This is a genomic window from Streptomyces sp. NRRL F-6676 (assembly GCF_000725625.1).
Lineage (GTDB): Bacteria > Actinomycetota > Actinomycetes > Streptomycetales > Streptomycetaceae > Streptomyces.
In genome coordinates this window covers 21,611-46,423 of the sequence record NZ_JOHS01000007.1, presented here as the reverse complement: position 1 = coordinate 46,423, position 24,813 = coordinate 21,611, and the positions used below count along the sequence as shown (strand labels likewise).

23 protein-coding genes and 4 pseudogenes are annotated in these 24,813 nt (G+C 68.6%); 9 read left to right on the top strand and 18 right to left on the bottom strand.

All coding sequences use genetic code 11. The features are described from left to right. Positions 1-111 precede the first annotated feature (111 nt). The 7 genes and pseudogenes from IO29_RS05555 to IO29_RS05525 form a co-directional block, all read right to left on the bottom strand. Positions 112-1,245, bottom strand: coding sequence for an epoxide hydrolase family protein (locus tag IO29_RS05555; protein WP_030377729.1), 1,134 nt, complete (start codon positions 1,243-1,245; stop codon positions 112-114). Between the two features lie 95 nt (positions 1,246-1,340). Continuing rightward, positions 1,341-2,009, bottom strand: a complete 669-nt coding sequence (locus tag IO29_RS05550) for an NADPH-dependent F420 reductase (RefSeq protein WP_030377730.1) — start codon at positions 2,007-2,009, stop codon at positions 1,341-1,343. Positions 2,010-2,114: 105 nt separating this feature from the next. Then, entirely contained in the window at positions 2,115-3,056 is a 942-nt protein-coding gene (locus IO29_RS05545; RefSeq protein WP_030377731.1) for an SDR family oxidoreductase, read from the bottom strand. Positions 3,057-3,121: 65 nt separating this feature from the next. Then, a pseudogene (locus tag IO29_RS05540) lies at positions 3,122-3,746 on the bottom strand (NADPH-dependent F420 reductase). Positions 3,747-3,837: 91 nt separating this feature from the next. Then, positions 3,838-4,745: pseudogene (locus IO29_RS05535) on the bottom strand (TIGR03619 family F420-dependent LLM class oxidoreductase). A gap of 164 nt (positions 4,746-4,909) precedes the next feature. Beyond that, positions 4,910-5,533: an NADPH-dependent F420 reductase gene (locus IO29_RS05530; protein ID WP_030377732.1), complete on the bottom strand. Its 624-nt coding sequence runs from the start codon at positions 5,531-5,533 to the stop codon at positions 4,910-4,912. Positions 5,534-5,625: 92 nt separating this feature from the next. Then, positions 5,626-6,360, bottom strand: coding sequence for an SDR family NAD(P)-dependent oxidoreductase (locus tag IO29_RS05525; RefSeq protein ID WP_030377733.1), 735 nt, complete (start codon positions 6,358-6,360; stop codon positions 5,626-5,628). Positions 6,361-6,518: 158 nt separating this feature from the next. Here IO29_RS05525 and IO29_RS05520 point away from each other — a divergent pair, with 158 nt between their 5' ends. Beyond that, positions 6,519-7,430 (top strand): LysR family transcriptional regulator, encoded by a 912-nt coding sequence (locus IO29_RS05520; protein WP_030377734.1) that lies wholly within the window; start codon positions 6,519-6,521, stop codon positions 7,428-7,430. A gap of 219 nt (positions 7,431-7,649) precedes the next feature. Here the strand turns inward: IO29_RS05520 and IO29_RS05515 are convergent, their stop codons facing one another. Continuing rightward, complete coding sequence (locus IO29_RS05515; protein ID WP_030377735.1) at positions 7,650-8,075, bottom strand: VOC family protein; 426 nt, start codon at positions 8,073-8,075, stop codon at positions 7,650-7,652. A gap of 213 nt (positions 8,076-8,288) precedes the next feature. Between IO29_RS05515 and IO29_RS05510 the strand changes: the two genes are divergently transcribed. Further along, complete coding sequence (locus IO29_RS05510) at positions 8,289-8,561, top strand: hypothetical protein (protein WP_030377736.1); 273 nt, start codon at positions 8,289-8,291, stop codon at positions 8,559-8,561. A gap of 131 nt (positions 8,562-8,692) precedes the next feature. Here the strand turns inward: IO29_RS05510 and IO29_RS05505 are convergent, their stop codons facing one another. The 3 genes from IO29_RS05505 to IO29_RS05495 form a co-directional block, all read right to left on the bottom strand. Continuing rightward, complete coding sequence (locus IO29_RS05505; RefSeq protein WP_030377737.1) at positions 8,693-9,778, bottom strand: alkene reductase; 1,086 nt, start codon at positions 9,776-9,778, stop codon at positions 8,693-8,695. A gap of 62 nt (positions 9,779-9,840) precedes the next feature. Continuing rightward, positions 9,841-10,443 (bottom strand): NADPH-dependent F420 reductase, encoded by a 603-nt coding sequence (locus IO29_RS05500; protein WP_030377738.1) that lies wholly within the window; start codon positions 10,441-10,443, stop codon positions 9,841-9,843. Between the two features lie 21 nt (positions 10,444-10,464). Continuing rightward, entirely contained in the window at positions 10,465-11,514 is a 1,050-nt protein-coding gene (locus IO29_RS05495; RefSeq protein ID WP_234307386.1) for an alcohol dehydrogenase catalytic domain-containing protein, read from the bottom strand. A gap of 72 nt (positions 11,515-11,586) precedes the next feature. Here IO29_RS05495 and IO29_RS05490 point away from each other — a divergent pair, with 72 nt between their 5' ends. Then, entirely contained in the window at positions 11,587-12,195 is a 609-nt protein-coding gene (locus IO29_RS05490) for a TetR/AcrR family transcriptional regulator (RefSeq protein ID WP_030377740.1), read from the top strand. Between the two features lie 361 nt (positions 12,196-12,556). On the opposite strand, the gene IO29_RS05485 is transcribed toward IO29_RS05490, so the two are convergent. Further along, the gene (locus tag IO29_RS05485; RefSeq protein ID WP_158709287.1) at positions 12,557-13,606 is read right to left on the bottom strand and encodes an inositol polyphosphate kinase family protein; all 1,050 of its coding nucleotides are present in this window, start codon (positions 13,604-13,606) and stop codon (positions 12,557-12,559) included. A gap of 559 nt (positions 13,607-14,165) precedes the next feature. Between IO29_RS05485 and IO29_RS36295 the strand changes: the two are divergent. Next, a pseudogene (locus IO29_RS36295) lies at positions 14,166-15,044 on the top strand (IS5 family transposase). Here the strand turns inward: IO29_RS36295 and IO29_RS05470 are convergent. The 4 genes and pseudogenes from IO29_RS05470 to IO29_RS05460 all read right to left on the bottom strand — a co-directional run bounded on the left by IO29_RS05470 (position 15,041) and on the right by IO29_RS05460 (position 17,896). Further along, complete coding sequence (locus IO29_RS05470) at positions 15,041-15,598, bottom strand: hypothetical protein (protein WP_030377744.1); 558 nt, start codon at positions 15,596-15,598, stop codon at positions 15,041-15,043. The pseudogene IO29_RS36295 and the gene IO29_RS05470 overlap by 4 nt on opposite strands. Before the next feature lie 146 nt (positions 15,599-15,744). Further along, positions 15,745-16,173 (bottom strand): annotated as a pseudogene (locus tag IO29_RS05465) (dihydrofolate reductase family protein); the annotation flags it as partial. Positions 16,174-16,385: 212 nt separating this feature from the next. After that, positions 16,386-16,838, bottom strand: a complete 453-nt coding sequence (locus IO29_RS38405; RefSeq protein ID WP_158709288.1) for a hypothetical protein — start codon at positions 16,836-16,838, stop codon at positions 16,386-16,388. 398 nt (positions 16,839-17,236) lie between these two features. Continuing rightward, positions 17,237-17,896 carry a TetR/AcrR family transcriptional regulator gene (locus IO29_RS05460; RefSeq protein ID WP_030377746.1) on the bottom strand — a complete coding sequence of 220 codons (660 nt, stop codon included), beginning with the start codon at positions 17,894-17,896 and terminating at the stop codon, positions 17,237-17,239. 107 nt (positions 17,897-18,003) lie between these two features. Between IO29_RS05460 and IO29_RS05455 the strand changes: the two genes are divergently transcribed. The 5 genes from IO29_RS05455 (at position 18,004) to IO29_RS38810 (ending at position 22,891) form a co-directional block, all read left to right on the top strand. After that, on the top strand, positions 18,004-18,942 hold the full coding sequence (locus IO29_RS05455) for an alpha/beta hydrolase (RefSeq protein WP_030377747.1): 939 nt from the start codon (positions 18,004-18,006) through the stop codon (positions 18,940-18,942). Positions 18,943-19,716: 774 nt separating this feature from the next. Then, a complete protein-coding gene (locus IO29_RS05450) occupies positions 19,717-20,589 on the top strand; it encodes a DMT family transporter (protein ID WP_234307387.1) in 873 nt (290 codons plus the stop codon). A gap of 369 nt (positions 20,590-20,958) precedes the next feature. Further along, positions 20,959-21,456, top strand: coding sequence for a hypothetical protein (locus IO29_RS05445; protein WP_030377749.1), 498 nt, complete (start codon positions 20,959-20,961; stop codon positions 21,454-21,456). A gap of 97 nt (positions 21,457-21,553) precedes the next feature. Next, positions 21,554-22,009, top strand: a complete 456-nt coding sequence (locus tag IO29_RS38815) for a hypothetical protein (protein WP_199806836.1) — start codon at positions 21,554-21,556, stop codon at positions 22,007-22,009. 72 nt (positions 22,010-22,081) lie between these two features. Beyond that, positions 22,082-22,891, top strand: coding sequence for a transposase family protein (locus IO29_RS38810; RefSeq protein WP_234307388.1), 810 nt, complete (start codon positions 22,082-22,084; stop codon positions 22,889-22,891). A 400-nt stretch (positions 22,892-23,291) separates the two neighbouring features. Here the strand turns inward: IO29_RS38810 and IO29_RS05430 are convergent, their stop codons facing one another. After that, positions 23,292-23,843, bottom strand: a complete 552-nt coding sequence (locus tag IO29_RS05430; protein ID WP_030377751.1) for a hypothetical protein — start codon at positions 23,841-23,843, stop codon at positions 23,292-23,294. Positions 23,844-24,230: 387 nt separating this feature from the next. After that, positions 24,231-24,716: a WapI family immunity protein gene (locus IO29_RS05425; RefSeq protein WP_030377752.1), complete on the bottom strand. Its 486-nt coding sequence runs from the start codon at positions 24,714-24,716 to the stop codon at positions 24,231-24,233. Positions 24,717-24,813 lie beyond the last annotated feature (97 nt).

Below are 24,813 nucleotides of genomic sequence, written 5' to 3'. Positions count from 1 at the left end.
CGCGCACGCCAGGAACGTGGAGAGGCGTGTGCGGGCGGTGGTCCACGCCTGCCGCAGCGGTCCAGTGACCTGAGGGGTGGCCCCCGGTCGTGGACCGCTGCCGGGTCGGTCTCAGCGCAGTTGGCGGAAGAACTCGGTGATGTCGTCGGCGAGCAGTTCGGGCTCTTCGTGGGCGGCGAAGTGTCCGCCGCGCGGCATCGACGTGTACCGGGTGATGTGGTAGGTGCGTTCGGCCCAGGAGCGCGGGGGCCGGGTGAGGTCAGCGGGGAAGACGACGACGGCGGTGGGCACTTCGACCCTCTCGACGCGCGGGGTCAGGCCGCGGGCGTACTCGTAGTACGGCCGGAACGATGTTGAGATCGTGCCGGTGAACCAGTACAGGGACGCCTGGGTGAGGACGAAGTCGTCGGTGAACCGGGACGACAGGTCGCCGCCCGAGTCGCTCCAGGCGCGGTACTTCTCCACGATCCAGGCCAGCAGGCCGGTCGGAGAGTCGGACAGCGCGTGGGCCAGGGTGAGGGGCCGGGTGTTCTGCTGGTGCTGGTAACCGCCTTCCTTCGCGCTCCAGTCGGCGACCTGGTCGAGGTAGGCCTGTTCGTCCGGGGTGAGGCCGGCGGCGTCGTACTCCTGGGGTGCGGCGACGGCGAGCAGGTGGATGCCGGCCAGCGAATCCGGGTAGGCCTCGCCCAGACGCGAGGTGATCCCCGCGCCCAGGTCCCCGCCGTGGGCGGCGTACCGGTCGAAGCCGAGCTCGTCCCGCATGAGCCGGTGCCAGATCTGGTGGGTCTGGAGCGTCGGCGGCAGGTCCGGGCGTTGCGGCGAGAACGCGTAACCGGGCAGCGAGGGGACGACGACCGTGAACGCGTCGGACGCGTCGCCGCCGTGCTTCGACGGCTCCGCGAGACGCCGGGCGAGGTCGGTGAGCTCCAGGAAGGTGCTGGGCCAGCCGTGGGTCAGCACGATCGGCAGGGCGCCCGGTCGCTCGCCGTCGAAGCGGAGGTAATGGACGGGCGTGCCGCCGATGACGGCCGTGTGATGCGGCAGGGCGTTGATCCGCGCCTCGTGGGCGCGCCAGTCATAGCCTGTGGCCCAGTACTCCGCCAGGCGGCGCACCTCAGTGGTGTCGGCGCCCGCTTCCCAGCCATCGACGGGCCACCGGGTGGGCCACCGGGTGGCGCGCAGCCGCGCGCGCAGGTCTTCGAGTTCGGCATCGGTCACAGCGATCAGCGGCGGGTGGTCGGTCATGTGCCTCTCCTGGTCGTGCTCACGTGTTCACGTTCTGGTCGTGCGACAGCGCCTGGACCTGGTCGACGCCGTCGCCGGCCCGGGCCGACCTGCGGTCACCGCGTGGCGGCGGCCAGTGCCGCGCGGATGACGTCGTCGCCGGCGGGCCGCCCCTTCTCGTTCGAGTACGGCCCATAAGGGCTGCCCCACACCGGTGTACCCGTCGCCTGCCGCCAGCTGTCGGCCAGCGGTCCCGCGTCCACCACGCCGTACCCGATGGAGCCGATGAAGTCGGTGACCGCCGCCTTCGCCGGCGCCGAGTCCGCGGCGATCGGCAGGTACGACCGGTCGGCCGCCCCCGCCGGGCGGGCGAGTGACAGCAGGTGCTTGAAGTAGATGGTGTTGAACGCCTTCACGAGTCCGGCGTCCGGGACGTGGCGCAGCAGCAGTTCGCTCGAGGTGAGCGACCCATTGTCGAGCTCGAGGATGTGCCCGTCACGCTCGGGGCCGTAGTTGCACGTGTCGATGACCGTCTTTCCCGCCAGTGGCTCGGCGGGAAGGTCGGGGAAGGCCGTGACCGGCACCGTGACGACGACGATGTCACCGGCCGTCGCGGCTTCCTCGCTCGTCGCCGCGGAGGCCCGCGGACCCAGTCTCGCGACCGTGTCCGCGAGCGTCCCGGGACCGCGCGAGTTGCTGAGCACGACCTGATGTCCGGCATCGACGGCGAGCCGCGCGAGGGTGCTGCCGACGGATCCGCTTCCGATGAATCCCACAGTCGTCATGTTCTGGGCGTCCTTCCAGAAGAGCCTTGGTCCTTGTACGACCCTCGTCGTAAGAGCCTCGTTCTTGCCATGCGGCGGACTCGTCGCGACCCGGGCCCCTTGTTGTCAGCCGGCGGGGAAGTAGTGGCCGTTGTCCAGATCGGCGAGGAGGCGGGGCCGAGCCGGCTCCCAGCCGAGGGTCCGGCGGGTGATGAGGTTGGACGTCGGGTAGCTCTGCGTGACGACGTTCGTGAGGAACCCGAAATGTGCCGGGAGGATCAGCTCGTCCAGGGGAACGCTCACGGCGGGCAGGCCCAGGCGGCTGCCGATGGCCTCGGCGATCTCGCGGAACGGGATGCCCCCGTCCTCGACCGCGTGCCAGTAGCTGCCGGCCGGGCCCTTCTCCAGCGCCAGACGGAACAGGGAGGCGACATCGCGGGCGTGCACGGCGTTCCACCGGTTCGCGCCGGCTCCGGGGTAGCCGGCGAAGCCCTTGTCCTTCGCGAGCGCGATCAGCATGGGGAGAAAGCCACGATCGGTCCTGCTGTGCATGATGTTGGCGATCCGCACGACCGAGGACCGTACCTTCTGCTCGGCGAGTCCGACGACGGCGGACTCCACGACATTGCGGGCCCGCAGGGTGCCCTTGTGCTCGTCGCCGACGGGCAGGGCCGGGTCTTCCTCGGTACCCGGCCGGCACAGGTACGTCCCGGTCCCGGGCGAGCCGATGCTCCCCGCCGCGACCAGCGGCTTACCGGTCCCCGCGAGGGCCTCGCCGTACGCGAGCACGACCGGGAGCTCTGCGGCGGCCACGGCGGCCATCCCGCCGGACGGAAGCAGGTCCTGCCGGTGCGCGACGTGGACGACGCCGTCGGAGTCCGCGGCCGCCTCCTTGAGCCCGTCGAGGTCCTGGAGGTCGCCGCGGCGTGTCTTCGCGCCGAGCGCGGACAGTGCCGCGGCGGCCGCGTCCGACCGGGCGAGGCCGGTGACCTCGTGTCCCGCGGCGATGAGTTCGGGGATGATGTACGAACCGGAATGGCCGGTCCCGCCAGTGACGAAGACACGCAAGGTACTGCTCCTTGTCAGTGATGTGGTGCGCGAAGTGGTGGTGCGGGGTGAGGGCGCGGGTGTGCTCAGCCGCGGAGGTCGACGCCGAGGGCGACGTCGAAGGTCCCCGCGCCGTTCTGGGCCAGGCCCATCAGCAGCGGCCCGATCCCTTCCAGCCAGCGGGCCATCTCCAGGCCGCCGACGTCGAGGGGACGCAGTCCGAGGCTCGCGATGAACGCCGACACCTCGGCCTTGGCCCGGGCATCATCTCCGGCGAGGAACACGTCCAACGGACGCTCCTGGACCAGGACATGGCCGAACACTGTGTTGAACGCCTTCACGACGTGCGCGCCCGCCGGGGCGGCCTTGGCGATCTCCTGCGCACCGGACGTGCCCTCGGGAGTGACCACTCCGGTGGCGTCGGCGTCGAACGTGTTGGAGATGTCGATGATGACCTTGCCGGCCAAGGCATCCCCGTACTGGGCGATGACCGGCACGGCGCTGCTGTAGGGCACGGCGAGGACAACGATGTCGCCCACAGGGACGGCGCCGAAGGCTCCCACCGTGGCCCCGGCGCCGAGCTCGGCGGCCAGGCCCTTGGCCTTGGCGGCGTCGCGGCCGATCAGCTCGACGGAGCTACCGCCCGCCACCGCACGAGAGGCGATGGCGTGGGTCATGCCCCCCCAGACCGATGAAACTGATGCTGCTCATGGTGAGACTCTCTTTTCTGGTCCGAATCGAACGGCTTGTCCGCCCGTCGTTTCTCCGCCCGTCGTTTCTCCGCCCGTCGTCGCTTCGGTGGTCACAGCCGGCCGGTACGTTCGATCACCTGGCCGGCGAAGTCGAGCAGCTGGTCAAGGCCGGCGAACATCGTGAAGGCATCGAAGTACGCCTCATCGACACCGGATTCGGCGTACCGCTTCAGTTGGTCCGCGACCGAGTCGGCGGGCGTGCCAGGCTCGAGGTTGATCCGCATGGCCGTCTTGAGTGCGTCGGGATCGCGGCCGGCCTCCTCCGCCGCTTCACGCGCGATCGACCACAGGCGGCCTGTGCCCTCGTCCTGACTACTGACCGACGCGGCGGGCGCCGGCCCTTCGACCCCGAGCCAGCCGACCCCGCTGCGGCCGACCCGGCGCATCGCGGCCTCACTGGCACCACCGATCCAGATGGGCGGCCCGCCCGCCTGGACCGGACGGAGGTCGGCGTGGACCGGTGGCATGGTGAAGAACTCGCTGTCCAGGACACGGGACTGGTCGTCCACCACGCCCGCAGGAACGCCAGCATGTCATCGAGCATCCTGCCGCGCCGGCTCCAGTCCGCGCTGCGGGCGACGTCGTACTCCTGCTTCATCCATCCCACCCCCACCCCCACGCCCACGCCGAGGCGGCCGCCGCTGAGCACGTCGAGCGTGGTCAACTGCCGCGCCAGGTGCGGTGGTTCGTAGGAGAACGTGCTGAGCGTGCTGGTGTTCAGGCGCACCCGGTCGGTCGCCGCCGCAGCGACGGTCAACAGCAGCATCGGATCGAAGGAGCGGGCCATCTGTGGCCCCCGGTCCAGATAGCCGTTGCCCAGACCAACCGGCGTGACCAGGCGGTCGCCGACCCACAGGGTGTCGTAGCCGAGATCCTCGAGTCCGCGTGCGAAGGCGCTCAGGGCGGGGGCGTCGCCGACCGCGGGCCCGACAAGGGGAATCACGAAACCGAGCCGCATCGCGTTGCGCCTCCTCGGGCGAACTATTTCGCCACTATTGGCATCTGGCATCTGGCATCTGGCATCTGGCATCTGACATCTGGCATCGACGAGTCGGTGGTTCCGTCAATCAGCCGGAGCCGCACGGCGGCCTATTTGCCCGCTGTTTGGTCAGCCCCGGAGGGTCAGCCCGTGAACTCGTTGACGCCCAGGGCGAAGTTCCCGTGGCCGATCCCGTTGCCGGCGAGGCCTACCGTGAGCACGCCCGCTCCTTCGAGCCAGTGCGCCATCTTCAGGCCGCCGACGTCCAGCGGGCGCAGTCCGAGGCTCTCGATGAATGCCGCGACGTCCGCCTTGGCCTGCGGGTCGTCACCGGCGAAGAACACGTCGGGCCGGCCGTTCTCCAGAACGCCACGGAAGATGGTGTTGAAGGCCTTGAACACATTGGCGTCGGCCGGGGCCACCTTGGCGACTTCCTGCGCGATCGAGGTCTCCTCGCTGTGGGCCAGGCCGTCGCCCGTGGTGTTGAACGGGTTGCTGATATCGACGATGGTCTTGCCCCTGAGGGCGTCCCCGTACTGGGCGACGGTCGGAACGACCCCGTCGTACAGCAGAGCCGTGATGACGATGTCCCCGGCCGGGACGGCGCCCCACTCACCCGTCGTCGTACTGCCGCCCAGAGTCTTGGCCAGACCCTCGGCCTTGGACCGATCGCGTGCCATGATCTCGACGGTGTTGCCGCCCGCTACCGCGAGCGCGCCGATCGTGCGGGCCATGTTCCCCGCACCGATGAAGGTGATGCTGCTCATGGGCCGTGCTCTCTTCCTGTCCTCGGGGGCGCCTGTTCTCCGGGCGCCGCGCTGTCGTGTTCGTGCGTGGTCCGGTCTCGTTCGTGCGTGGTTCAGACAGCGGTGGTGCCGCCGTCGGCGACCAGCTCCAGACCGTTGACGTAGCTGGAGTCGCCGGAGGCCAGGAAGAGGGCGATCGTGGCGATCTCCTCGGGGCGGCCCATCTCTCCGCGGGGGATCAGGGACTCGAAGGCGGTCCTGGTCGCCTCGTCGAACAGCTCTTCCTGCTTGGCCGTGCCGACCTGGCCGGGGGTGAGGACGTTCACCCGGATCTTGCGGTCGCGGAGCTCGTTGAGCCAGACACGGGCAAAGGCCTGCTGGACCGCCTTGCTTCCCGCGTAGAGGCTCCAGCCGGGGAAGGCGCCGAGGGAGGCGTTGGATCCGGTCATCACGATCGAGCCGTGGTCGTTGATCAGTGGCAGTGCCTTCTGCACGGTGAACAGGGTGCCGCGGGCGTTCAGCGAGAAGGCGCGGTGGAACTGTTCCTCGGTGATCTCGCCGAGCATGGCGGGCTCGCCCGTCCCGGCACTGGCCCACAGCACGTCGATCGAGCCCTTCTCCCGCTTGACGGTGTCGTACAAGCGGTCCAGGTCGTCCAGGTCGGACGCGTCACCCTGGACGGCGGTGACGTTGCGGCCGATCAGTTCGACGGCCTCGTCCAGTGCTTCCTGCCGCCGGGCCTGGATGAATACATATGCTCCTTCCTCGACGAAAAGCTTGGCCCCGGCCAGTGCCAATCCGGTGGATCCACCGGTAATCACCGCTACCTTGCCATCGAGCTTTCCCACGATCACTCCATTGAATTGATGAGCAACGATTACCGATGCCGAATTCTTGTACCGAATTCTCTCGGCCCTTTGAACGATGCCATTTCCCTGAGCGGGTGTCCAAGACCCATTTCAACCGTGGTGATAACCTCAAGGCATTGCCGGACGGGAGAGGCCCCATGGATCTGGATCTCCGCAAGTTGCGCTACTTCGCCGCCGTCGCCGACAGACTGCACTTCGGCCGCGCCGCCGAGGACCTGCACATCGCGCAGCCGGCGCTCAGCCGGCAGATCCGCGCACTGGAACAGGACCTCGGCGCCCCCCTCTTCACCAGGGACAGCCACGGCGTCACGCTGACGGACGCGGGCCGGCAACTCCTGGACGACACCGGTCCGTTGCTCGCCTCCGCGCAAGCGGTCAGGCGTCGGGTGACCGCGGCTGCCCGTGGCGGCCGGCGGCTGGTGGTCGGTTTTCGGGCTGGGATCCCGGTCATCCCCGCGGCGCGAGAGTTCGGTGGCCGCCATCCGGACGTGGTCGTGGACGTGCAGCGCATGGAATGGGACGACCAGGTCCCTATGCTGCTCGACGGCCGCGTCGACGTCGGCTATGTGCGGCTGCCCATCGACGAGACCGGCCTGCGCCTGATGCCTCTCTACACCGAGCCGCTCATGGTGGCGCTGCCCGCGGGCCACCGGCTGGCCGGCAAGGAGGAGGTCACCGAGGCGGACCTGGCCGGTGAGCCGCTGATCTGGCATGCCGACCCGAGCACGCAGCCCACCCGGCGTCCGCACCCCGACTCCGGGCACCGGGTGCGCGGGGTGGAGGAGAAGCTCGAGCACGTCGCGGCCGGCCGTGGCATCTCGTTCGTGGGGCGCTCGGAGACCGTGTTCTACTCACGGCCGGACATCAGGTACGTGCCCGTCCTGGACCTGGCGCCCGACCAGGTATTCGTCGCGATGGCAGCGTCGCGCACCTCGCCGCTGGCCGACGACTTCTTCGCCGCGGCTCAGGCGACGGCTGAGATCACGGCAGAATGCGGGAACTATGAGATGTGGCAGCTGGTGACCGACGCCGCTGCACAGCGCGGTTGAGCGGTTCGGCTGAGAACAGCAGAACCCGGCCTCCCGGACGCGTATGCCCTGTGGCGCGCTGATCGACGGAGCGGTTCGTTCCCGATCACCGTGGTGTTCACCGCCGCCCAGCAGGCCGAGCGCGATCTGTGCGAGCAGGTAGCCGCGCATACTGGTGGCCAACGGGTCGAACGGGGAATCGCACGGCGTGAAAGACCCGACGCGCCACTCGGGGGCCTGCTACGGCCGGACGTATGGGCGAGTCATGATCTCCATGTTGTGGCCGTCCGGGTCGTCGAAGTACGCACCGCGACCGCCGAAGAGGCGGTTGATCCGGCCGGGCTCGGTGTGGCTGGGGTCGGCGTAGTAGGTGACCCCGACCGTTTCCAGGCGGGCGATCATGGTGTCGAACTGATCGTCGGGCACGAGGAACGCGTAGTGCTGCGACTGGATCGGCTCGTCGCGCTTCTCGTAATAGTCGAGTGTCACGCCGTTGCCCAGGTCGACGGGCAGGAACGGCCCGAAGGGGGCGCCGACCTTCAGCCCCAGGATCGCTGCGATGAACTCGGCCGACAACTGCCGGTCCGTGGCGTAGATGGCGGTGTGGTTCAGCTGGACGGTGGCCGACGATTCGGGTTCATGCTGGCGGTGCTCATCATGTGGCATGAGTGGATGTGTCTCCGAGTCTTGGATCCGCTGTGGAGCGCCGCGTACGGGCGCAGGGAGGAAGACGCGGAGAAAGGGCGGGGCTCTTGCCCGCCTCGTGCTCACGCCGAGGCCGGGTGCCTCACTCGTGTATGGCCCATGGCCGACCCGGCAGTCACCTGAGCGACCCTAGTGCCTGACTGTGCGTCACGGCAACGCCGGATACCGTTGTCCGTGGACAGCCCGATTTCCACCCGGCCGGCCGGAGGACTGCTCACCGGGCCGCGCGGGCAGTACGGCAACGCCTTCAGCCCCCAGCAGCAGCGCCGGCGCGTGAAGCAGCTGCGCGAGCGCGCCAGCCGGCTGCGCCGCGAGGAGAAGGATCCAGGCGGCGGTGCTGTCGCCGACCAGCTGGAGTTGGAGAACGCGCTGGGCGAGCCCGGCGAGGGCGTCGTCCTGGCGGTCGCCCACCGCGATGACCTGGGCAGGCTGGTCAAACTCATCTGACAAACGGCCAAGATCGCCTGCCAGAGGGCAGCCGCCGCCGGTGGTCTGCCCTCTGGCAGGGGCGCCGTAGGAGGGTTCGCCCCGGCCCTTTCGCCTGGCGTACGACCGCCGTCGGCGGCGTCCCGGCCGGCTCAGCCGGCGGTGAAGGCGGGGTAGTCGGTGTAGCCCTCCGCGTCGCCGGCGTAGTGGGTGTCCCGGTCGTCGTCGGCCAGCGGGTGGCCGTGTGCGAAGCGCTCGACCAGGTCGGGGTTGGCGATGAAGGGGGCGCCGAAGGAGACCGCGTCGACGACGCCGTGGGTGAGGATCTCGTTGCCGAGGGCCCGGGTGAAGCCCAGGTTGGCGATGATGTTGCCCTGGTAGTGGGCACGGTAGCGGGAGAAGAGGGGGAGGCGTTCCTCAAGGGTGCCGGGGGCGCCCTGGAGGTGCAGGTAGGCCAGATCGTTGTCGTTGAGCTTCTTGAGGAGCTGGTCGTAGTCGGCGAGCGTCTCCTCGTCCGCGGTGAAGGCGGTGCCGCTCGTCCAGAGCGGGGACATCTTCACGCCGACGCGGTCGCTTCCCCACACGTCGCTGACGGCGTCGAGGATGTCGAGGAGGAAGCGGGCCCGCTTCTCGCTGCTGCCGCCGTAGGCGTCGGTGCGCCGGTTGAGGCGGGGGTTGAGGAACTGCGGGATCAGGTGGGAGACCTGGGCGTGGATTTCCACGCCGTCGAAGCCGGCGCGGCGGGCGTTCTCGGCGGCGTGGCGGTAGTCGGCGATGGTGGCGGCTATCTCGGCGGCGGTGAAGGCGCGCGGGGTGAGGGTGTCCTTGGGGCCGGAGGGGGTGAAGGACATCTCGCCCGGGTTGACGGCCGAGGGCCCGGCGGGCAGGCGGCCGCCGAGGTGGTCGGGGTGGGAGACCGCCCCGACGTGCCCGAGCTGGGAGACGATCCGCCCGCCCGCCTCGTGGACGGCTTCGGTGACCTTCGCCCAGCCGGCGGTCTGCGTATCGGTGTAGATGCCGGGGACGTCGATGAAGCCGATCGCGTCGGGACTGACCCAGGTCCCCTCGGTCACGATCAGCCCGGCGCCGGCGCGCTGCCTGTAGTAGGTGGCGTGCAGGTCGGTGGGGGCCAGCTCGGCGTTGTGGGCCCGGGCGCGGGTCATGGGAGCCATGACGACGCTGTTGGGGAGCTCCAGGGCACCGAGGCGGACGGGCTGGAGCAGGGGCTGGGTGGTCATGAGCAATGTCCTTGTGCTGAGGGGGAGATGAGAAGAAGAGGAGCGGTCCGGGAGGACCCGGTTCAGTCCTGTCTGAGGGCGTGCAGGGCGGAGAGCGGGCCGCCGAGCTGCATGAGGCGTCCGCCCTCGCGCAGGGAGCCGAGGTCGACGGGGGCGAAGCCGAAGCCGGCGGTGAGGTCCGTGACGGTCGTCTTGGCGTCGGCGTCGTCGCCGGCGAGGAACAGCACCTGGCGTCCGGCTCCGTGGCGCGGGTCGGCGGCGATGTACTGCGCGTAGAGGGTGTTGAACGCCTTGACGACGCGGGCTCCGGGCAGCAGCGAGGCCACGTATTCGCTGCCGGTCAGCTCACCCAGGTCGGCGATCTCCGCGTGCGGGGGAGGGGCGGCGAACTGGTTGGTGGCGTCGATGACGATGCGTCCGCCGAAGTGCGGCAGTCCGGCCGTCGCCTCCGGGACCTGGGGCCAGCCGACCGCGAGGAGCACGACTTCCGCCGCGGCGGCCTCCTGCGGGGTGCCGGCCTGGGCGAGCGGTCCGAGCTCGTTGGCCAGTCCGGTCAGGGAGGCCGGGCCGCGGCTGTTGCTCAGTACGACCTCGTGGCCGTGGGCCACGGCATGACGGGCGATGGCCTGGGCGACGGTGCCCGAGCCGAGAGTTCCGATCTTCATGACAGGTGCCCTTCTCGGGGTTCAGGCGGCGGGGCTGGTGAGCAGGACGGTTCCGCTCTTGCCGGGGCGGCGGACATGGTCGATGGCCGTCGCGAAGTCGGCGAGGTCGTAGCGGCCCGCGACCTCGAAGAGTTCCGGTTCGGTCGTGGCCAGACGGGCAGCGAAGGCGACGTCCTCGGCCCGTTCCTCGGGCGTGCGGGTCATCCACTGCTCGATGGACACGCCCCGCACGGTCAGGTCGCGCGGTATCAGCGCGAGTGACTCCAGCGCTGTGCTGCCGTCGCCGAGCTGACCGTAGGTGATCAGTGTGCCGCCGTCGTCGAGCAGCCCGGCCAGCTCACCGGTCAGGGAGCCGCCCACCGCGTCCAGTACGACCCGGGCACCCCGGCCGCCGGTGGCGTCCCGGACCTGGGCGCGCCAGTTGGCGTCGGCCGTCGAGAGGGCCGGTATGCCGGGGAAGCGCCGGCGCAGGATCTGGGCCCCCGTGGCGCTGCGCACCAGGTTGACCAGCGGGATGCCGTGCTCGAGTGCCGCGGCGGTGACGAGTTTTCCCACCGACGAGCCGGCGGCGGTCTGCACCACCGGGCCCGCCTGCCTCTTGTGCTGGGCCTCTTCGACCGCGCGCAGCAGGGTGAGCAGGGTGATGGGGTTGACCAGCATCAGCGCCGCGGTCTCGTCGCTGACGCCCTCGGGCACCGGCACCACCTGTTCGGACGGCGCCGTCACGAGTTCGCTCCACGCACCCGGCACCGGGAAGAACGCGACTCGCTGACCGGGGCGCGGCTGCTGTACCCCCTCGCCGACACTCTCGACGACGCCCATCCCCTCCAGGCCGGGAATCCGCGGCTTGGCGAACGGCCCTCGCGGCGCACCCGGGAAGCCCTGCACCACCGCCAGGTCGCCGGGGTGGACGGGCCGGGACAGGACCCGTATCCGCACCTGCCCAGCGGCGGGCGGGGGAGGGGGCGGCTGCTCGCTGAGGCGCAGTACGCGTCCGGCTTCCGCGTGCTGGTCGTAGACGATGGCGCGCATGGTGCTCCCGTTCCACAGAATTTTGATGACGAGTGTCATCGTAATGATGCCTGTTATGATGAGAGGCATCATCGAAAAGGTCAAGTCGAGAGTGAAGGCGGGAGGACGGCAATGCCGCGGATCACCAAGGAGGACAAGGCCCGCAACCGGCAGAACATCCTCGAGGCGGCGGGCCGCATGTTCCGCTCGCAGGGCATCGACGCGGTGGGCATCGCCGAGTTGATGAAGGAGGCCGGACTCACCCACGGCGGCTTCTACAACCACTTCGCGTCCAAGAACGACCTGGTCGTGGAGGTGTGCGGAGCCTCCTTCGCCGCCTCACTCGGAGTCCTGGCCCAGGAGATCGAGGACGGCCCGGACCGGCACGGCTCCCCGCTGAGGCGGGTCGTGGACGGATACCTGTCCACCGCACACCGTGACGCCCCCGACGGCGGCTGCCCCTCCGCCTCCCTGGTCACCGACGCCGGACGGCACAGCGAAGCCGTACAGAGCGCGTTCGCGCAGGGGGTCGAGGGCTACCTCGCCGGCTTCGCCGCCGAGTTCCTGCGCGAAGCCGAGCAGGAGGGCCGCACACTCACCCCGGACGAGGCCCGCCGCAAGGCCATGCGCCTGCTCAGCGAAATGGTCGGCGCCCTGGCGCTCGCCCGCGCCGTGCGCCACGTCGAGCCCGGACTCTCCGAGGAGATCCTGCGGGCCGGCCGCCGCCAGGCCCTCGACTGACGCCGGCTCGGAGGGCACCGGAAGCGGGCGGGCCGCTCGCCGGCCCCGGCTCTCTGTTCAGCCCGAGCACGAACTTCCGCACGTACACCCGCACGAACTCCCGCGTGTGACGCCGCGGTTCAACCAGCGGAACCAGGGGCGATCCAGCCCCTCAGGGCCTCGAACGTGTCCTGCCAACGGTCAGGATCCATGCTGTGGCCTGTGGCCTGTGGCCTGTGGCCTGTGGCCTGTGGCCTGTGGCCTGTGGCCACCAGATGTTCTTCTGTCTGCGCGCACCGATGGGCACCGGTGGCCATACCCAAGCCCAGGGCCGGCCCACGACCAGCAAGGACACGATCCCCGGCTGGAGTACTAGGCGTTACTAGGCGTTTTGTGCGGCCGCGGGTGCGGGCGCCTGCTTGGCCCTGCCGGCCGCCTGCACGGCCTCGATCAGGTTCGCCATGCCCTGGTCGAAGCGCTGCTGGTACTTCCTCACCTGCTCCGGGCTCATCCGCTCAGGGCCGAACGTGTGCGCGAAGTCGATCAGATTGAGCTTCGCCGACGCCGCCGAGGTGCCCTCCGCGGGCTCTTCGTCCACCGCGATGAGCACGCTGGCCGCGATGAAGGCGAGGCCCGAACTTCTCGCGGCCTCCCGGGCGTGCCGCAGCTTCTGCACGAGGACCTCGTAGATGCTGCCGTCCTCGGCGAAATCGTTCACGATCTGCCCGGACTCCTGCCCTATCTGGCGTCGGCTCTTCCCTTTGAGCCCCGTGCCGCCGACCGCCCTGTAGCCGCGGCTCGCGGAACCGGTCACCACGTCGGCGACCTTCAGTTTCATCTTCTTCTTCCAGGCGTCGGCCTTCGACATGCTCGTGAGCAATTCCTGCTTGCTCGCGGTGCTTTCGCCCACCTTGATGTCGAGGAGCTTCGGCTTCGTCATGCCGGACGTCAGATTCGCGATATAGATGTGAGTGGCGTCGTCGCCCTTCTTGCCATCCTTCTGCTCCACCTGCTCGGCGGTGTACGACGCGGGTGCCACGCCGTCCAGCGCGGGATGCTTGCCCGCGCGCATGTCGGCGTAGAACTCCCGCTCCACGCCGTTCGTGGGCTTCCCGATGATGCTGCTGCCGGCACGCCACTCCATCCCACCGTGCCCGCCGGTCGCCTCTCCCTCCGCACGCTGGACCGCCCGGGCGGGCGCACCCGCGCGTGCGGCCCGCTGGATCGCGTGCAGACCCGCCGACCCGCTGGGCCACCCGCCGGCGGCGAGCTGCGCGACGGCGGCGTTGCCCGCGGCCCCCTGCATCGTCTGCATCATCGCCGCTACGGAGCCGGCTGCCTGCGGACGGGCGCTCGCGTTGTCCGGGCTCACCGGGCCCCGCCGGGCTCGGGCCTCGTATTCGATCTCGCGCCGATCTCCGTGCAAGCGCAACGCTGCTCCTTCCAGTGGACCTTCGCGGCCCGGCCTGCGGTCGACGGGTGATGAGAACATCAATGAATACCGGAGTGGCAGTGGGTAACGCAATCGGACCGCATGCCGACAACAACTGCACCCGCGCCGGGAGTTGACCAACCCTCCTCACCTTCCCCAGGCTCCGCCCCCACCATCGTGGCTGAGCACACGGAGGTGCTGGCGTGGCGCATTGCCGTTGCCCGGGCGGATCGCACGCTGTCTGCGAGGCATCCAGGTCTCGGCGCTACCTTGTCGATGGGCAGCCGCGGACCTGCTGCGCGACTACGCCCGCCGGGGGATGCGTGCCGCCATCCTGACGGTCGGCGACGGAGCTCTCGGTTGCGGTGGCGGTCGGTGAACGCGCCCCGCCTGGTCACCCTGGCCCGGGCCGGAGCCCGCTTCGAACGCGGCCAGCTCGCCGAACGCCCTTACGAATCAGGAGGTGACCAGCAAACCGCGGTGACCAAGGCGGCCCTGCGACCCTCGGATGCCAGTCCCAGAGCGTGTCTCCTTGACCTGCTCGTTCGGTTGATCGGATGTGTCTGTCCGGTGGCTGATCACTGATGCGATGTGGGACCGGATCGAGCCGCTGATGCCGGTCGATCCGGTCCGCGGCCGGCGATGCGCCGGCCTCCGGCGAACCCTGGAAGCCATCGTGTGGAAGTACCGCACAGGCTCGCCTTGGCGGGACCTGCCGGATGAGTCGAGCCCATTCCAGACCGCTCACGAACGACTGCTCAGGTGGGCCGTGGACGGCACCTGGGAACGGATCCTCGCCACGCTCCTGGCAACGGCCGACGGCGCTGACGACATCGGCTGGACCGTGTCGGTGGACCCGACTGTCTGCCGAGCTCACCAGCATGCCGCCGGAGTCAGGAAATAGGGGCGCCGCTTCGGGACGAGCCCGAAGACCACACGCTCGGACGTTCCCGCGGCTGCCTGAGTACGAAGGTCCACCTCGTAAGCGACAGCCATGCACGGCCCTTGGCCCTCCGCGTCACCGCGGGCCGGGCAGGCGATGCGCCGGCCTTCGAGGGGGTCATGGCAGGCCATGCGCGTTCCGCGAAGCGGACCGGGAAGACCTCGGCCCCGGCCCGATGCCGTCCTGGCGGACCGCGCGTATTCATCCCACGCGAGCCGTGAGCACCTCCGACGGCGAGCGATCCGTGCCGTGGTCTTGCAGCTCACCGGCCAGATCGGTCACCGACTGCGGCGAGACCGCACCGGTGGTCGCCCGCCCAGCCTCGACGCTGAGGCATACAGGCAGCGCAATCCCGTCGAACGGTGCATCGATCGCCTCGAGCAGTGGCGTGGTCTGACCATGCGAACCGACAAGCCCGCCATCGCCTGCCAGGCCGCACTGCACCTCGCTGCGATTCTCCTGTGGACACGGCCCTGGCCGAGGCCCAGAGCCTAGGACAGCGGCAGACCGCCAAGGCCGGTCCGTCTGACGCCGCGAGGTGAGAACGTCATCGGTCCTATCCACCCCGGGCGGACGAGGGCGATCTGGGAAGGCAACGGTGTCACCGGGTCGAGTGCCCTCCCGCGCGCCCAGTTCCTGAACAGCCCTTCGGTCGTCTCGACGGCGGACACCACCATGGTCGCCTTCCAACCCTCGTCGCTCCAGGTGTTCCACAGCGCCCAGCCCTCCGGTCTGGGTTCGACGCCGATCCGTGCACACACCTCCTCGTACGGCTCCTCCACCCCGGCCGGCATGGCCCCGGGCTTCAACACGGAGGCTCCGACGAGACGGACCAGAGGCCGGTCCTCGTCCAGGCAGCCGTCACCGTCGAAGTGGTAATGGCGCAGAGCCCGAGCAAGCACGTTCACGCTGCGCTGGAGCGGTGTCGCCTCATCCGGGTCTGCCTGGAGCGAAAGCCATCCTTCGTCGGACGCCTCCACTCTGACGCGGTTGGCAAGGCGCTCGATCTCCCGGAGATAGTCCAGGTCGCTGAGCTCGGGTGAGGTCATGGTCCAAAGTTTCGCACCATGCCGCCGACGCCGACACAGATTATCGATACAGCCTGCGACACCCTGCGGACCGTACTTCCAAGAGACAGGCTCCAGGGAACTTCCGGGTCAGTTCCGGCTGGTTGGAGGGCGGGTGCATGGGGGACTCAGACATGCGGGGTTGGCCGGTAGATGAGTTCTTGGGTGTGGCCGTCGAGCGTCCGGCTCTCCAACAGCTCGAGATCGAAGTCGGCCGCGCCCTGGAAGACAGGGTCTACGCCGGTCTGGCCGTTGATCACGGGGAAGAGCGTCACCTGGACGCGGTCGACCAGCCCGGCGGCCAGCAGCGCCCGGTTCAGCGACAGGCTGCCGTGCGAGCGCAACGGCACCTCGGATTCCTCCTTGAGCCGGGCGACGATGTCGACAGGATCTCCGCTCACGACGGTCGCGTCAGGCCAATCGAGGGGTTCTTTCAGCGTGGTTGACACCACCGTTGCCGGCAGGTTTCTCATCCGGGTGACCCAGGGGTCACTCAGCTCGGACTCCTCGATGCCCGAGGCCAGCATCTGGGAGTGCGCCCGATACGTGTTGGCCCCGAGGGGTGCGGGTCCGCTGTTGAAGTCGTTTGAGTCTGTTGCGGACGAGGGCTTCGAAGACCCTCTCCACGACCAAGGTCACCTGACTCTTACTGACTTCGGCGTTTCCGGGTGAGGTCGTGGGCTCAAGGGTGAGTCCGGTGCCGGCTATGAAGCCGTCGAGCGGCCCAGTTGCCGCGCAAGGCGGTGGAGACCGGCTCATTCCGTCCGCTTCACATCCCCAGCACCTCCACGTGAAGAATCGAATCGTGAATCCGTCGCCGACGATCGCGGCCTGGCGGGTGCTCAGCGCCTGGGTCACGTCGTGGACCCGGATGTTCAGAGACCGGAGCCCGGCCTCGACGGTCTGGTTGGCCGGGTGGTCGGCACTGAGTACTGCCATAGCGGTGGCGGTAGTGCTCAGCGTGGGAGGAACGGTCGAACGGCTCCGGCAGGTCGTACGTGCCATCCATGTCGAAGGCGATACTCCCGTCCTCCCGAAGGGTCACGAGGTCGCCGTGGTTCCTGGTCCGGCCGGCCGGGAACAGAGCCGTGACCGCCGCACCGGTACCCGAGTCGGGATCCGATTCCCAGGTGTACTGGTTGATCCGCTCCGCCAGGCCGACGTGAATAGAGCAGTCATCCTCGATCATGGTGTAACCGGGCGCCGGGTCTTCGGTGGCCATCGGTGCCTTCTTGTCGGGGGAAGATCCTTCTCCTCTCGGCCCTGGCATGGCCCGGTCCGACAACGCATCTGGGAAGCTTCCTGTCCGCGTCACGGCGGCCCCGGACTTCAGAGCTCGTCGGGGCCAGCCGGCAGCCCTTCGAGGCGTTGGCCTCGGGTGTCACGGAGAGGGGCGTCGAAGACTGGCCAAGTGAGCGAGGAGTGCCTCTGAGCTGTGAGGACACGGCTTGTCGAAGGGCCTGTTCGGCGCCGGGAGAGAAGCACTCCCCGAGTGAAGGAGCGTGGCGGGTCTTGCCCGCCTGTCCGAGTCGAGGGTAATGGCTTGCGGTGCAGCTTCCCCTTGATCGTGGACGCCTGGGCCGTCACGTTGGCCGACGCGGGGATGGGACTGGCCCGTGTTCAGCGATCGGCCAACCGTGAGGCTTGAGCCGCCACGACGCGGTCTGCGATGTGGTCGATGACCACGTTGACCGCGCGGCGGTACGGGGTGGCGTCTTGGTTCACCTGCGACAGGAGCATCCCGCCTTGGATCGCGGCCAGCAGTGCGACCGCGAGCGCCGAAACGTCCTCGCCGGCTCCGAGGTCGCCGCGCTCGCGCATGCGGGCAAGCCCGGATTCGATCGCCGCCTGCCACGCGGCGAATCCCGTGGCCAGGCCGAGGCGAGCCGAGGGGTCGATGTCCGACAACTCGCTCGCGAGCGAGCCGATCTCGCACCCTCCGGCGCAGTGCACCGCGTCCAGGCGGACGGCGGCGCGTTCGCACCATTCGCGCAATGCGTCGACGCTGTCGAGGTGGTCGAGCAGTGGCCGCTGCTGTTCGAGCTTCACGGTGCTCTGGTACTCGATCACGGCCGCCGTGAGGCCCTGCTTGTCTCCGAAGTAGTGATAGATCTGCGAGGCACTCACCTGAGCACGGCGTTGCACGTCGGGGATGCTCGTACCGGCGACGCCCTGCCGGAACATCAGCTCGGCGGCGGCGTGCAGGATGCGGTCTCGCGTGCGACGGCCACCCTCGGTACTCGCTGCCCTGCCCCGGGTCTCGACACTGCGCTTCTGCATGGGAGCGAGCCTACCAAATGATTGGAATTGACTTTCCAATCCAGTGATTCCTACGGTTGGAGTGCTCATTCCAAGATCGTTCTCGCAGCCCGCGAAAGGTGAGGCTCATGGCCCCCAATCCCCAGATCCAGACCGTGCTCGACGAGTTGGCCGCGACCCCGACGCCCGCTGCCAACACCCTCACCGTGGCGGAGAACCGCGCCGTCGGTCTTGCGTTCGCCTCGTTCGCGGGTGATGTCGTTCCGGTTCGCGAGGTTCGCGACACGGCCTTCCGCAACGGCGACCATGACGTCCCGATCCGCATCTACACACCTGAGACGACCCCGACGGGCCGGCCCGCTCCCGTGACGGTGTTCTTCCACGGCGGCGGCTGGGTGTTCGGCGACCTCGACAGCCAGGACCACTTCGCCAGGGTCCTCGCGACGCGGTCGAGGACCACCGTCGTCTCCGTCGACTACCGCCTGGCGCCGGAGCACCGGTTCCCGGGAGCCGTCGAAGACGCCTACGCGGCACTGCGGTGGGTCGCGCGGAACGCGGGCACCTTCGGCGCCGATCCGAAGCGCATCGCTCTGTTCGGAGAGAGCGCAGGAGGCAACCTCGCCGCCGTCACCGCGCAGGAGGCGAAGCGACGCGGCGGACCGGCCGTTACCTTCCAGGCCCTCGCCTATCCCGCAACCGACCGTTTCGACGACAGCGCATCGATGTACGACCACGCCGCCGGCCCCCTGCTGACGCGCCCTTGGCTCGAGTGGTTCTGGGGCGCCTACCTGAACACCCCCGACGAGGGGGCTGACCCCCGCGTCTCGCCGCTGCGCGCGCAAGACCTCACCGGGCTCCCGGCCGCGCTCATCGTCACCGCCCAGCTCGACCCGCTGCGCGACCAGGGCATCCGATACGCGGACGCTCTCCGCGAGGCCGGGGTGCCCGTGAAGCACCGACCGGTCGAGGGAGTGCCCCACGCATTCCTGTCCTTCACCCGCGACGTCCAGGTCTCACGCGATGTGCTGAACGAGATCGGTGACGCCATCGGCGCAGCCTTCGCGTGACGATGGGCGTCCCGCGGCGAGCACTGCAATCCGGATCTCCACGACACAGAGAGCAGCGGAACCGACACCGTCGTACCAGCCGGTCGACGAACACCAGCGGAGACCTGGGCGGCGAGTCGATGCCGGGCACCTGCCCCACCTCGCGTTTCCTGGGCCCACCACGTGTCTTGTGACGGCGTCCCCCGACCAGGCCCTCCCAAGGATCGGCCAACTCCTCGACCAAACCGACCAGATGCCGCCGGAGACCCCTGTGAACAACTAATGCGCGAGGATGTTCCGGTTGATCCTGATCACCACGGACCGGATCATCTCACCCCCGCGCGATCACACCTCAACCACAATCACGCACCAGCTCGTTGGCGACAGCGGGACAACTGACACGCCGGCAGATACTCGAAGGCGCGCCCGGGCCCGACGGCGGGCGGCCTCGGGCCGCCGAGCCGTACGCCGAACTCCGTGCACACCAGGCCACGCTTCCCTGGCCCCGGGAGCCGCATCCGGGAGCCGCATCCGGGATGGCGGGTCCTGCTGCGGTCGGTGCCTGCCCAACGCTAGGGTGAGCGCCGTGCATCAGCATCGGATCATCTGCTCGCCGCCCCGCTTCTGAGCGGGGTGTCTGCTGGGCCCGGCTGGACGAACGGCCGTGGCCCCCTTCGGTGCTGTCTGATCAGCCGTCGATCCGCTGATGCCCTGCTTTGACGCTATTTCCCTTTCTCTGCGTCGAAGCTGGAGTCCTCTTTCATGCCTGCACGCTCGTCCCGTTCCGCTGCACCCATGCCGCGGAACGGCACCATCCTGCTCGTTCTGGCTGGAGTGCTGTGGGGAACCGGCGGTCTCGCCGGTTCCATCCTCGCCTCGTACACCGGCTTGGCCCCGGTCGCTGTGGCCGCATACCGCCTGCTGACTGCGGGCATTCTCCTCACGGGATATGCCTTGGTGACTGGACGACTCGTTGGGGTACCGCGGTTGAACCCACAGGGCCTGGTCCGCATTGCCGCCGCCGGTCTCCTGCTGGCCTGTTACCAGGCCGCCTACTTCGCAGCAGTAGCCGCGACCTCGGTCGGCCTGGCCACCCTGACCACGATGGTCGCCGTCCCCGTCCTGATCACTGCTGGGACGGCATTTCTCGACCGGCGCCGACCACCCCGCCGCGCCATCGTCTCCCTGGTCATCGCGTTCGCGGGTCTGGTACTACTGATCGGCTCGCCGACCCCGGGCACTCACCGGACGGTCGGCACCGGCCTGGCGCTAGTGGCCGCTGCGGGCTTCGCCGCGCTGTCGCTGGACCGCCGTGAAACACTTCCCGGCCTGGACCACGTCACCACCATCGGGCTGGGCTTCCTGGCCGGAGGTCTCCTGCTGCTGCCCATCACGTTGACTGTCGGAATGGGCATCCCGGCCCGTCCCGCACCGATCGGTGCCGTGCTGTTCCTCGGCCTGGTTCCCACAGCTGTCGCCTACAGCAGCTACTTCACCGGCCTGCGACATGCGGGCCCCAGGGCAGCAATCATCGCTCTCCTCCTCGAACCACTCACCGCCACCCTGCTCGCCGCACTCGTCAATCAGGAGCATCTTTCCGGAACACAGATGCTCGGAGCGCTCCTCATTCTGTCCTCGACCACGATCCGTCAGGACTCCACAGCTTGACTACCTGACCCCCTGAGATGTCCTGACCACATCTGCTACCACTCCGGCGATGACCTGTACTCGGCCTCGATGCACGGTGGGGAAGGGGAGATTCCTCCCTCCCGGCGTACCGCGCACCGTCAATCTGCGTAGGAGTGGTGCGAGGGTGCGGGAGATGCCTTGCATCCCCCGCACCTCGGTGCGTTCCACCGGGTGGAGTGAGCCTCCGCCAACTTGAAGCCGCAAGTCAAAGGGCGGGTGCGACCGGTTCTCGGGGCGCTCATGCTGGTCATGGGCGACTGTCTGAGTAGTAGATCGTCCGTCAGCGCAGTCGACGCCTGAGCCGAAAGGCGGTCGACGGGATCATCTCGTGCAGGGGATCATGCGTAGGTGTCGCCGATCGAAGTCGCAACCGATGACCTGCAAGACCTCGCTGTTCTCTGGAGTATCGGCGAGGCCCGTGCTCACGATGTCGTCGAGGCTGCCTGCGCGGCACTCGTCGCCGGACTGGACAGCCCGGCACTGCGCATTCTGGCCGGATACACACGTGCCGAGGCGGAGTACGACGTTCCCGACCTGCTTCCCGTCGTACTCGACGAGCTGGACCTTGTGTTCTACCCGCGCGACAGCGAGGCCGGGCAGGACGCTGCCGTGCGGGCGCTCGCGCACCAGATGCTGGCGGGCCGGCTGACGCCGCGAGAGCTTGCTATGCGCATCCCCCAGCGGTTCGGCCACCAGCTCCCCCTGGCCGAGCGCCTTGCTGAGCTTGATGACGAGTACGACATCGTTGAGTACGGGAACAGGACGTTGGTGCAGCTCGATGCCGAGGTCACGGCCGAAGCTCAGCGTCTGGCGCATGGTCGGCCCGACCAGAACCGACATTCGTAGCGATCGAGCCTTGAACAAGCGGTCGTCAGCAGAAGTAGGTAGCTGAACTGTCCGGTTCTTGCTCGCCGTATTCGGGCAGCCTTTCACGATCCGGTGCATGCTGGATCCCGAGCTGCTGGAACGGATCACCGCGTGGCGTGCGGAATTGGGTGAACTCGAAGAGCAGCTGGTCAACCAGCTGGCGGAAGTGCGGGCCGAGTGGGACGAACTCGCCGTCGCCGAACGCGTCCTTGAACGGATGACTGGGCAGCTCGCCGACGAACGCGCCCAAGCTGCGCCGGTGCCCGGGCAGGTGGGCGGCCGGCCGGTGATGCTGATCCCGCACCGCGAGCCGGGAGTGGAGGAGGACGCCCTGCCATGGGACTACCAGCGCATCATCGCCGTTGTGCGGCAGGCCGCCGGACCCGTCATCGCCCGTGAGGTCGGCGAGGTGGCGGGGGTGGACATCAGTGTGCGGTCCAAGCTGGAACCGCTGCGCAGCAAGCCGGTGGGGCTCGTCGATCGCGGCTGGCTGCGCAAACTGCCCGACGGCCGGTTCGCCACCCGCCTGTGACCAGCGAGACCGCCGCTCGGAGCGGCTCGGCACGGCCCTAACCGGGGTGCCCCCGGCGGCCGTTGGAATTGTGTGACGAATATCGAAGAGCGCGCCGAGGGCACCTGCCCGCTTGTCTACCAGTGCCGTCTGCCGCTGTCCACGAGCACCGTCAACCACCTCGCCGATCTGCTACGGCGCCACCTGAAGATGATTCGCTCCAGGTGGCGCATCCTGCCGCCCGGGAAGATCGCGGTGATCGTCCTGGCCGTGCTGCGTCACGACCAGTGCCTGGCCGACATGGCCGACGGAAACAATGTGTCCGAGTCCACCGTCCGCCGCTGGCGCGACGAGCTGATCGGGCTGCTCGCCGCCCAGGCGTCGCGCCTGGACCGCGCCCTGATGAAGGTCGCCAGGCAGGGTGGGGAGGCGGTCCTGATCGACGGCACCCTCATCCGCACCGGACGCCGCACCGGCAAGGCCGACCGGCGGAACTACTCGGGCAAGCAGCGCAGCCATGGCCTGCACTTCTTTGCCCTGACCGAAGAGAACGGGCGCCTGATCTGGATGTCCGCCGCCTGGCCCGGCGGCACCCACGACAACACCGCCGCCCGCCGCGACCACGTCCTGGCCCACCTGCACGCCGCTGGCCTCGGAGCGTTGGCAGACCTCGGCTTCCGCGGCCTGGACAACGACATCCTCGACCCCGTGATCGTCACCGGCTGCATCGCCACTCGTACCCACAAGCTCACTCGAGGCGAGAAGGAGCCGACCGTGTCCTCGCCGTCGGACGGGCACTGGTCGAGCACGGCTTCGCCCACCTCAATAATTGGCGGATCCTCACCAAACTCCGCACTGCCCCCGCCCGCGCCACCCGTCATCTGCGCGCCCTGCTCGTCCTGACGAACCTCGAAATCAACCGCTGACGGGTGATCTTCTCCACGGACTCCCGCCCACGACCAGCAGGACTACCCCGAGAACCGATCACACCAGCCCTTTGACCTGCGACTTCAAGTTGGCGGAGGCTCAGTGCACGACATCGACCGCACCGAGTGGAGACCATCGCGATGCGCACCGGGTACAGGTGGAGTCCTTTGAGCCACCGCCAACCTGAAGCCCCTGGCCAAAGAGCTGGTGTGATTGGCTCTCGGGGTACTCGGGCTGGCTGTGGGCGGGAGCCCACGGAGAAGAGCATCCCTCAGCACGGCTGATGCTGAGCGTGGCCTTTTGATTTCTGGCTAAGGGCTGTCCCGCAAAGATCTTGGCTCCGAGTACGGAGCAACCTGAAGGGCTGGCGAGGTGCTCAGCCGGTGGTTCGTGAGGTGTCCAGGGAACTGGCGAAGTCGGCGAGCGTGTGGAAGTCGTTTTCCCGCAGGCCGATCCGCGGGTTGACGTGGTGCAGGAGCCCGAGCCCTTGATGGTGGGCGGCCACGTACGTCTGATCCAGCTCACTCTGCTCGTCGTCCACCCAGGCGAAAGGACGGCCGCCTGCGTAGTCCACCAGCCGCCCGGTCTTCCAGTGGACTCCATCAGGGCGTTCTTGGAGTAGGACGTCGTCGAAGTCGACGAAGGGAAGCTCCGGAAGGCCGAGGACCGGTGCGATCCACCGGTTGGCGTCGTCCATCCATGTGGTGGCCCAGCACAGCTCGAAGCCGAGCTGGAGCAGGATTCGTCCGTGCTCTGGGTTGAGCCAGACACGCAGGGGGCGTCGTCGGGACGATAGGCCTCTGTCGTCCTCATGGGCGTCGTGCCGGGGAACTCTGAGTGTGGTGTAGCCCTCGGGACGCCTTTCCGGCTGGGCCGCGTAAGGGTTGAGTGGCCCGTCCACGTCGAGGAACAGCAGCGGTCGGTTCACGGTTTTCCCCGGGTCGTGCTCACTGTGGACTGCCCCGATCAGCGTAGCTGTGGGATTGTCTTGGCATTGGGCCAGCGTGATTGATGATCATGATGTGGCGAGTGTGATCACGGCAAGATCATCTCACCTCTGACCAGCAGTTACGGGACACCCCTTAGACCCGCACTTCTGCGAGCTGTTTGGCCAGCTGTTCTTCGAGTTCGTCCAGTTCCGCGCGCCGCGCGGCGATCCGTTCCAGCAGCTCGGGATCCAGCATGCAACGGATCGTAGAAGACTGCCCGGCCCCTGCGAGTAGGAATCGGTCGTACTGGAAGTGCCAAGCGGCCGGCCCGGGGTTGAGGTGGATCTTGCGAAAGTGTAGGTCGGGTTGTGGCACATGAACAGTGATCAGCGGGGCGGGAAGGAAGCCAGAGCGAGGTCCCACTGGTCAGCCGCGTGAAGTAGCGCCGCAGCGTCCATCCTGACCTCCACGACGTACTGGTAGATGTCGGCCCGGTCGTCACCCTGTTGCCTCGGGGGCGCTGCCTCCAAGGACAGATGAATCCGAATCACCGCAGCCCCGCCCTCGCTCCGATCGGCGAGGCTGAAGGCGAGGAGCGGCTCAATGAACCAGGTGTCCGGCGAAAGCTCACCTTGTGCATCAGGTTCGGTCACGGCCACCTTCCCCGCGGCCACCGCGCGCAGCCACGCGGCCACCTGACGAGCCTCATCAGTGAGCAAACACGGATCGGCGAAGGACCAGCTGCCCTCGGGAGTCGTTACCGTGCCGTCAATGACCAGCCAGTTGTCGTCATACGAGTCGCCCCGGACCGCGGCGAACTGGTAGCGCACTGGGCGAAGGTCGACGCTGCTTGTGGGGTCGTTCAAGAGCACTGAGTCAGGATGTCATGTGCCGGCCAGCAGGACGAGCCGTGCCTTGACCCCAGGTGCACAGGTCGGAGCGCCGACGAGCCTCCGTCAGATGATCTCC

Bases quoted from the DNA above. Each gene is read 5' to 3' on its own strand.
- IO29_RS05555 (WP_030377729.1), bottom strand. From the start codon at position 1,245: ATGACCGACCACCCGCCGCTGATCGCTGTGACCGATGCCGAACTCGAA.
- IO29_RS05550 (WP_030377730.1), bottom strand. From the start codon at position 2,009: ATGACGACTGTGGGATTCATCGGAAGCGGATCCGTCGGCAGCACCCTC.
- IO29_RS05530 (WP_030377732.1), bottom strand. From the start codon at position 5,533: ATGAGCAGCATCACCTTCATCGGTGCGGGGAACATGGCCCGCACGATC.
- IO29_RS05520 (WP_030377734.1), top strand. From the start codon at position 6,519: ATGGATCTGGATCTCCGCAAGTTGCGCTACTTCGCCGCCGTCGCCGAC.
- IO29_RS05515 (WP_030377735.1), bottom strand. From the start codon at position 8,075: ATGCCACATGATGAGCACCGCCAGCATGAACCCGAATCGTCGGCCACC.
- IO29_RS05505 (WP_030377737.1), bottom strand. From the start codon at position 9,778: ATGACCACCCAGCCCCTGCTCCAGCCCGTCCGCCTCGGTGCCCTGGAG.
- IO29_RS05500 (WP_030377738.1), bottom strand. From the start codon at position 10,443: ATGAAGATCGGAACTCTCGGCTCGGGCACCGTCGCCCAGGCCATCGCC.
- IO29_RS05495 (WP_234307386.1), bottom strand. From the start codon at position 11,514: ATGACACTCGTCATCAAAATTCTGTGGAACGGGAGCACCATGCGCGCC.
- IO29_RS05490 (WP_030377740.1), top strand. From the start codon at position 11,587: ATGCCGCGGATCACCAAGGAGGACAAGGCCCGCAACCGGCAGAACATC.
- IO29_RS05470 (WP_030377744.1), bottom strand. From the start codon at position 15,598: ATGACCTCACCCGAGCTCAGCGACCTGGACTATCTCCGGGAGATCGAG.
- IO29_RS38405 (WP_158709288.1), bottom strand. From the start codon at position 16,838: ATGGCCACCGAAGACCCGGCGCCCGGTTACACCATGATCGAGGATGAC.
- IO29_RS05460 (WP_030377746.1), bottom strand. From the start codon at position 17,896: ATGCAGAAGCGCAGTGTCGAGACCCGGGGCAGGGCAGCGAGTACCGAG.
- IO29_RS05455 (WP_030377747.1), top strand. From the start codon at position 18,004: ATGGCCCCCAATCCCCAGATCCAGACCGTGCTCGACGAGTTGGCCGCG.
- IO29_RS05450 (WP_234307387.1), top strand. From the start codon at position 19,717: ATGCCGCGGAACGGCACCATCCTGCTCGTTCTGGCTGGAGTGCTGTGG.
- IO29_RS38815 (WP_199806836.1), top strand. From the start codon at position 21,554: ATGCTGGATCCCGAGCTGCTGGAACGGATCACCGCGTGGCGTGCGGAA.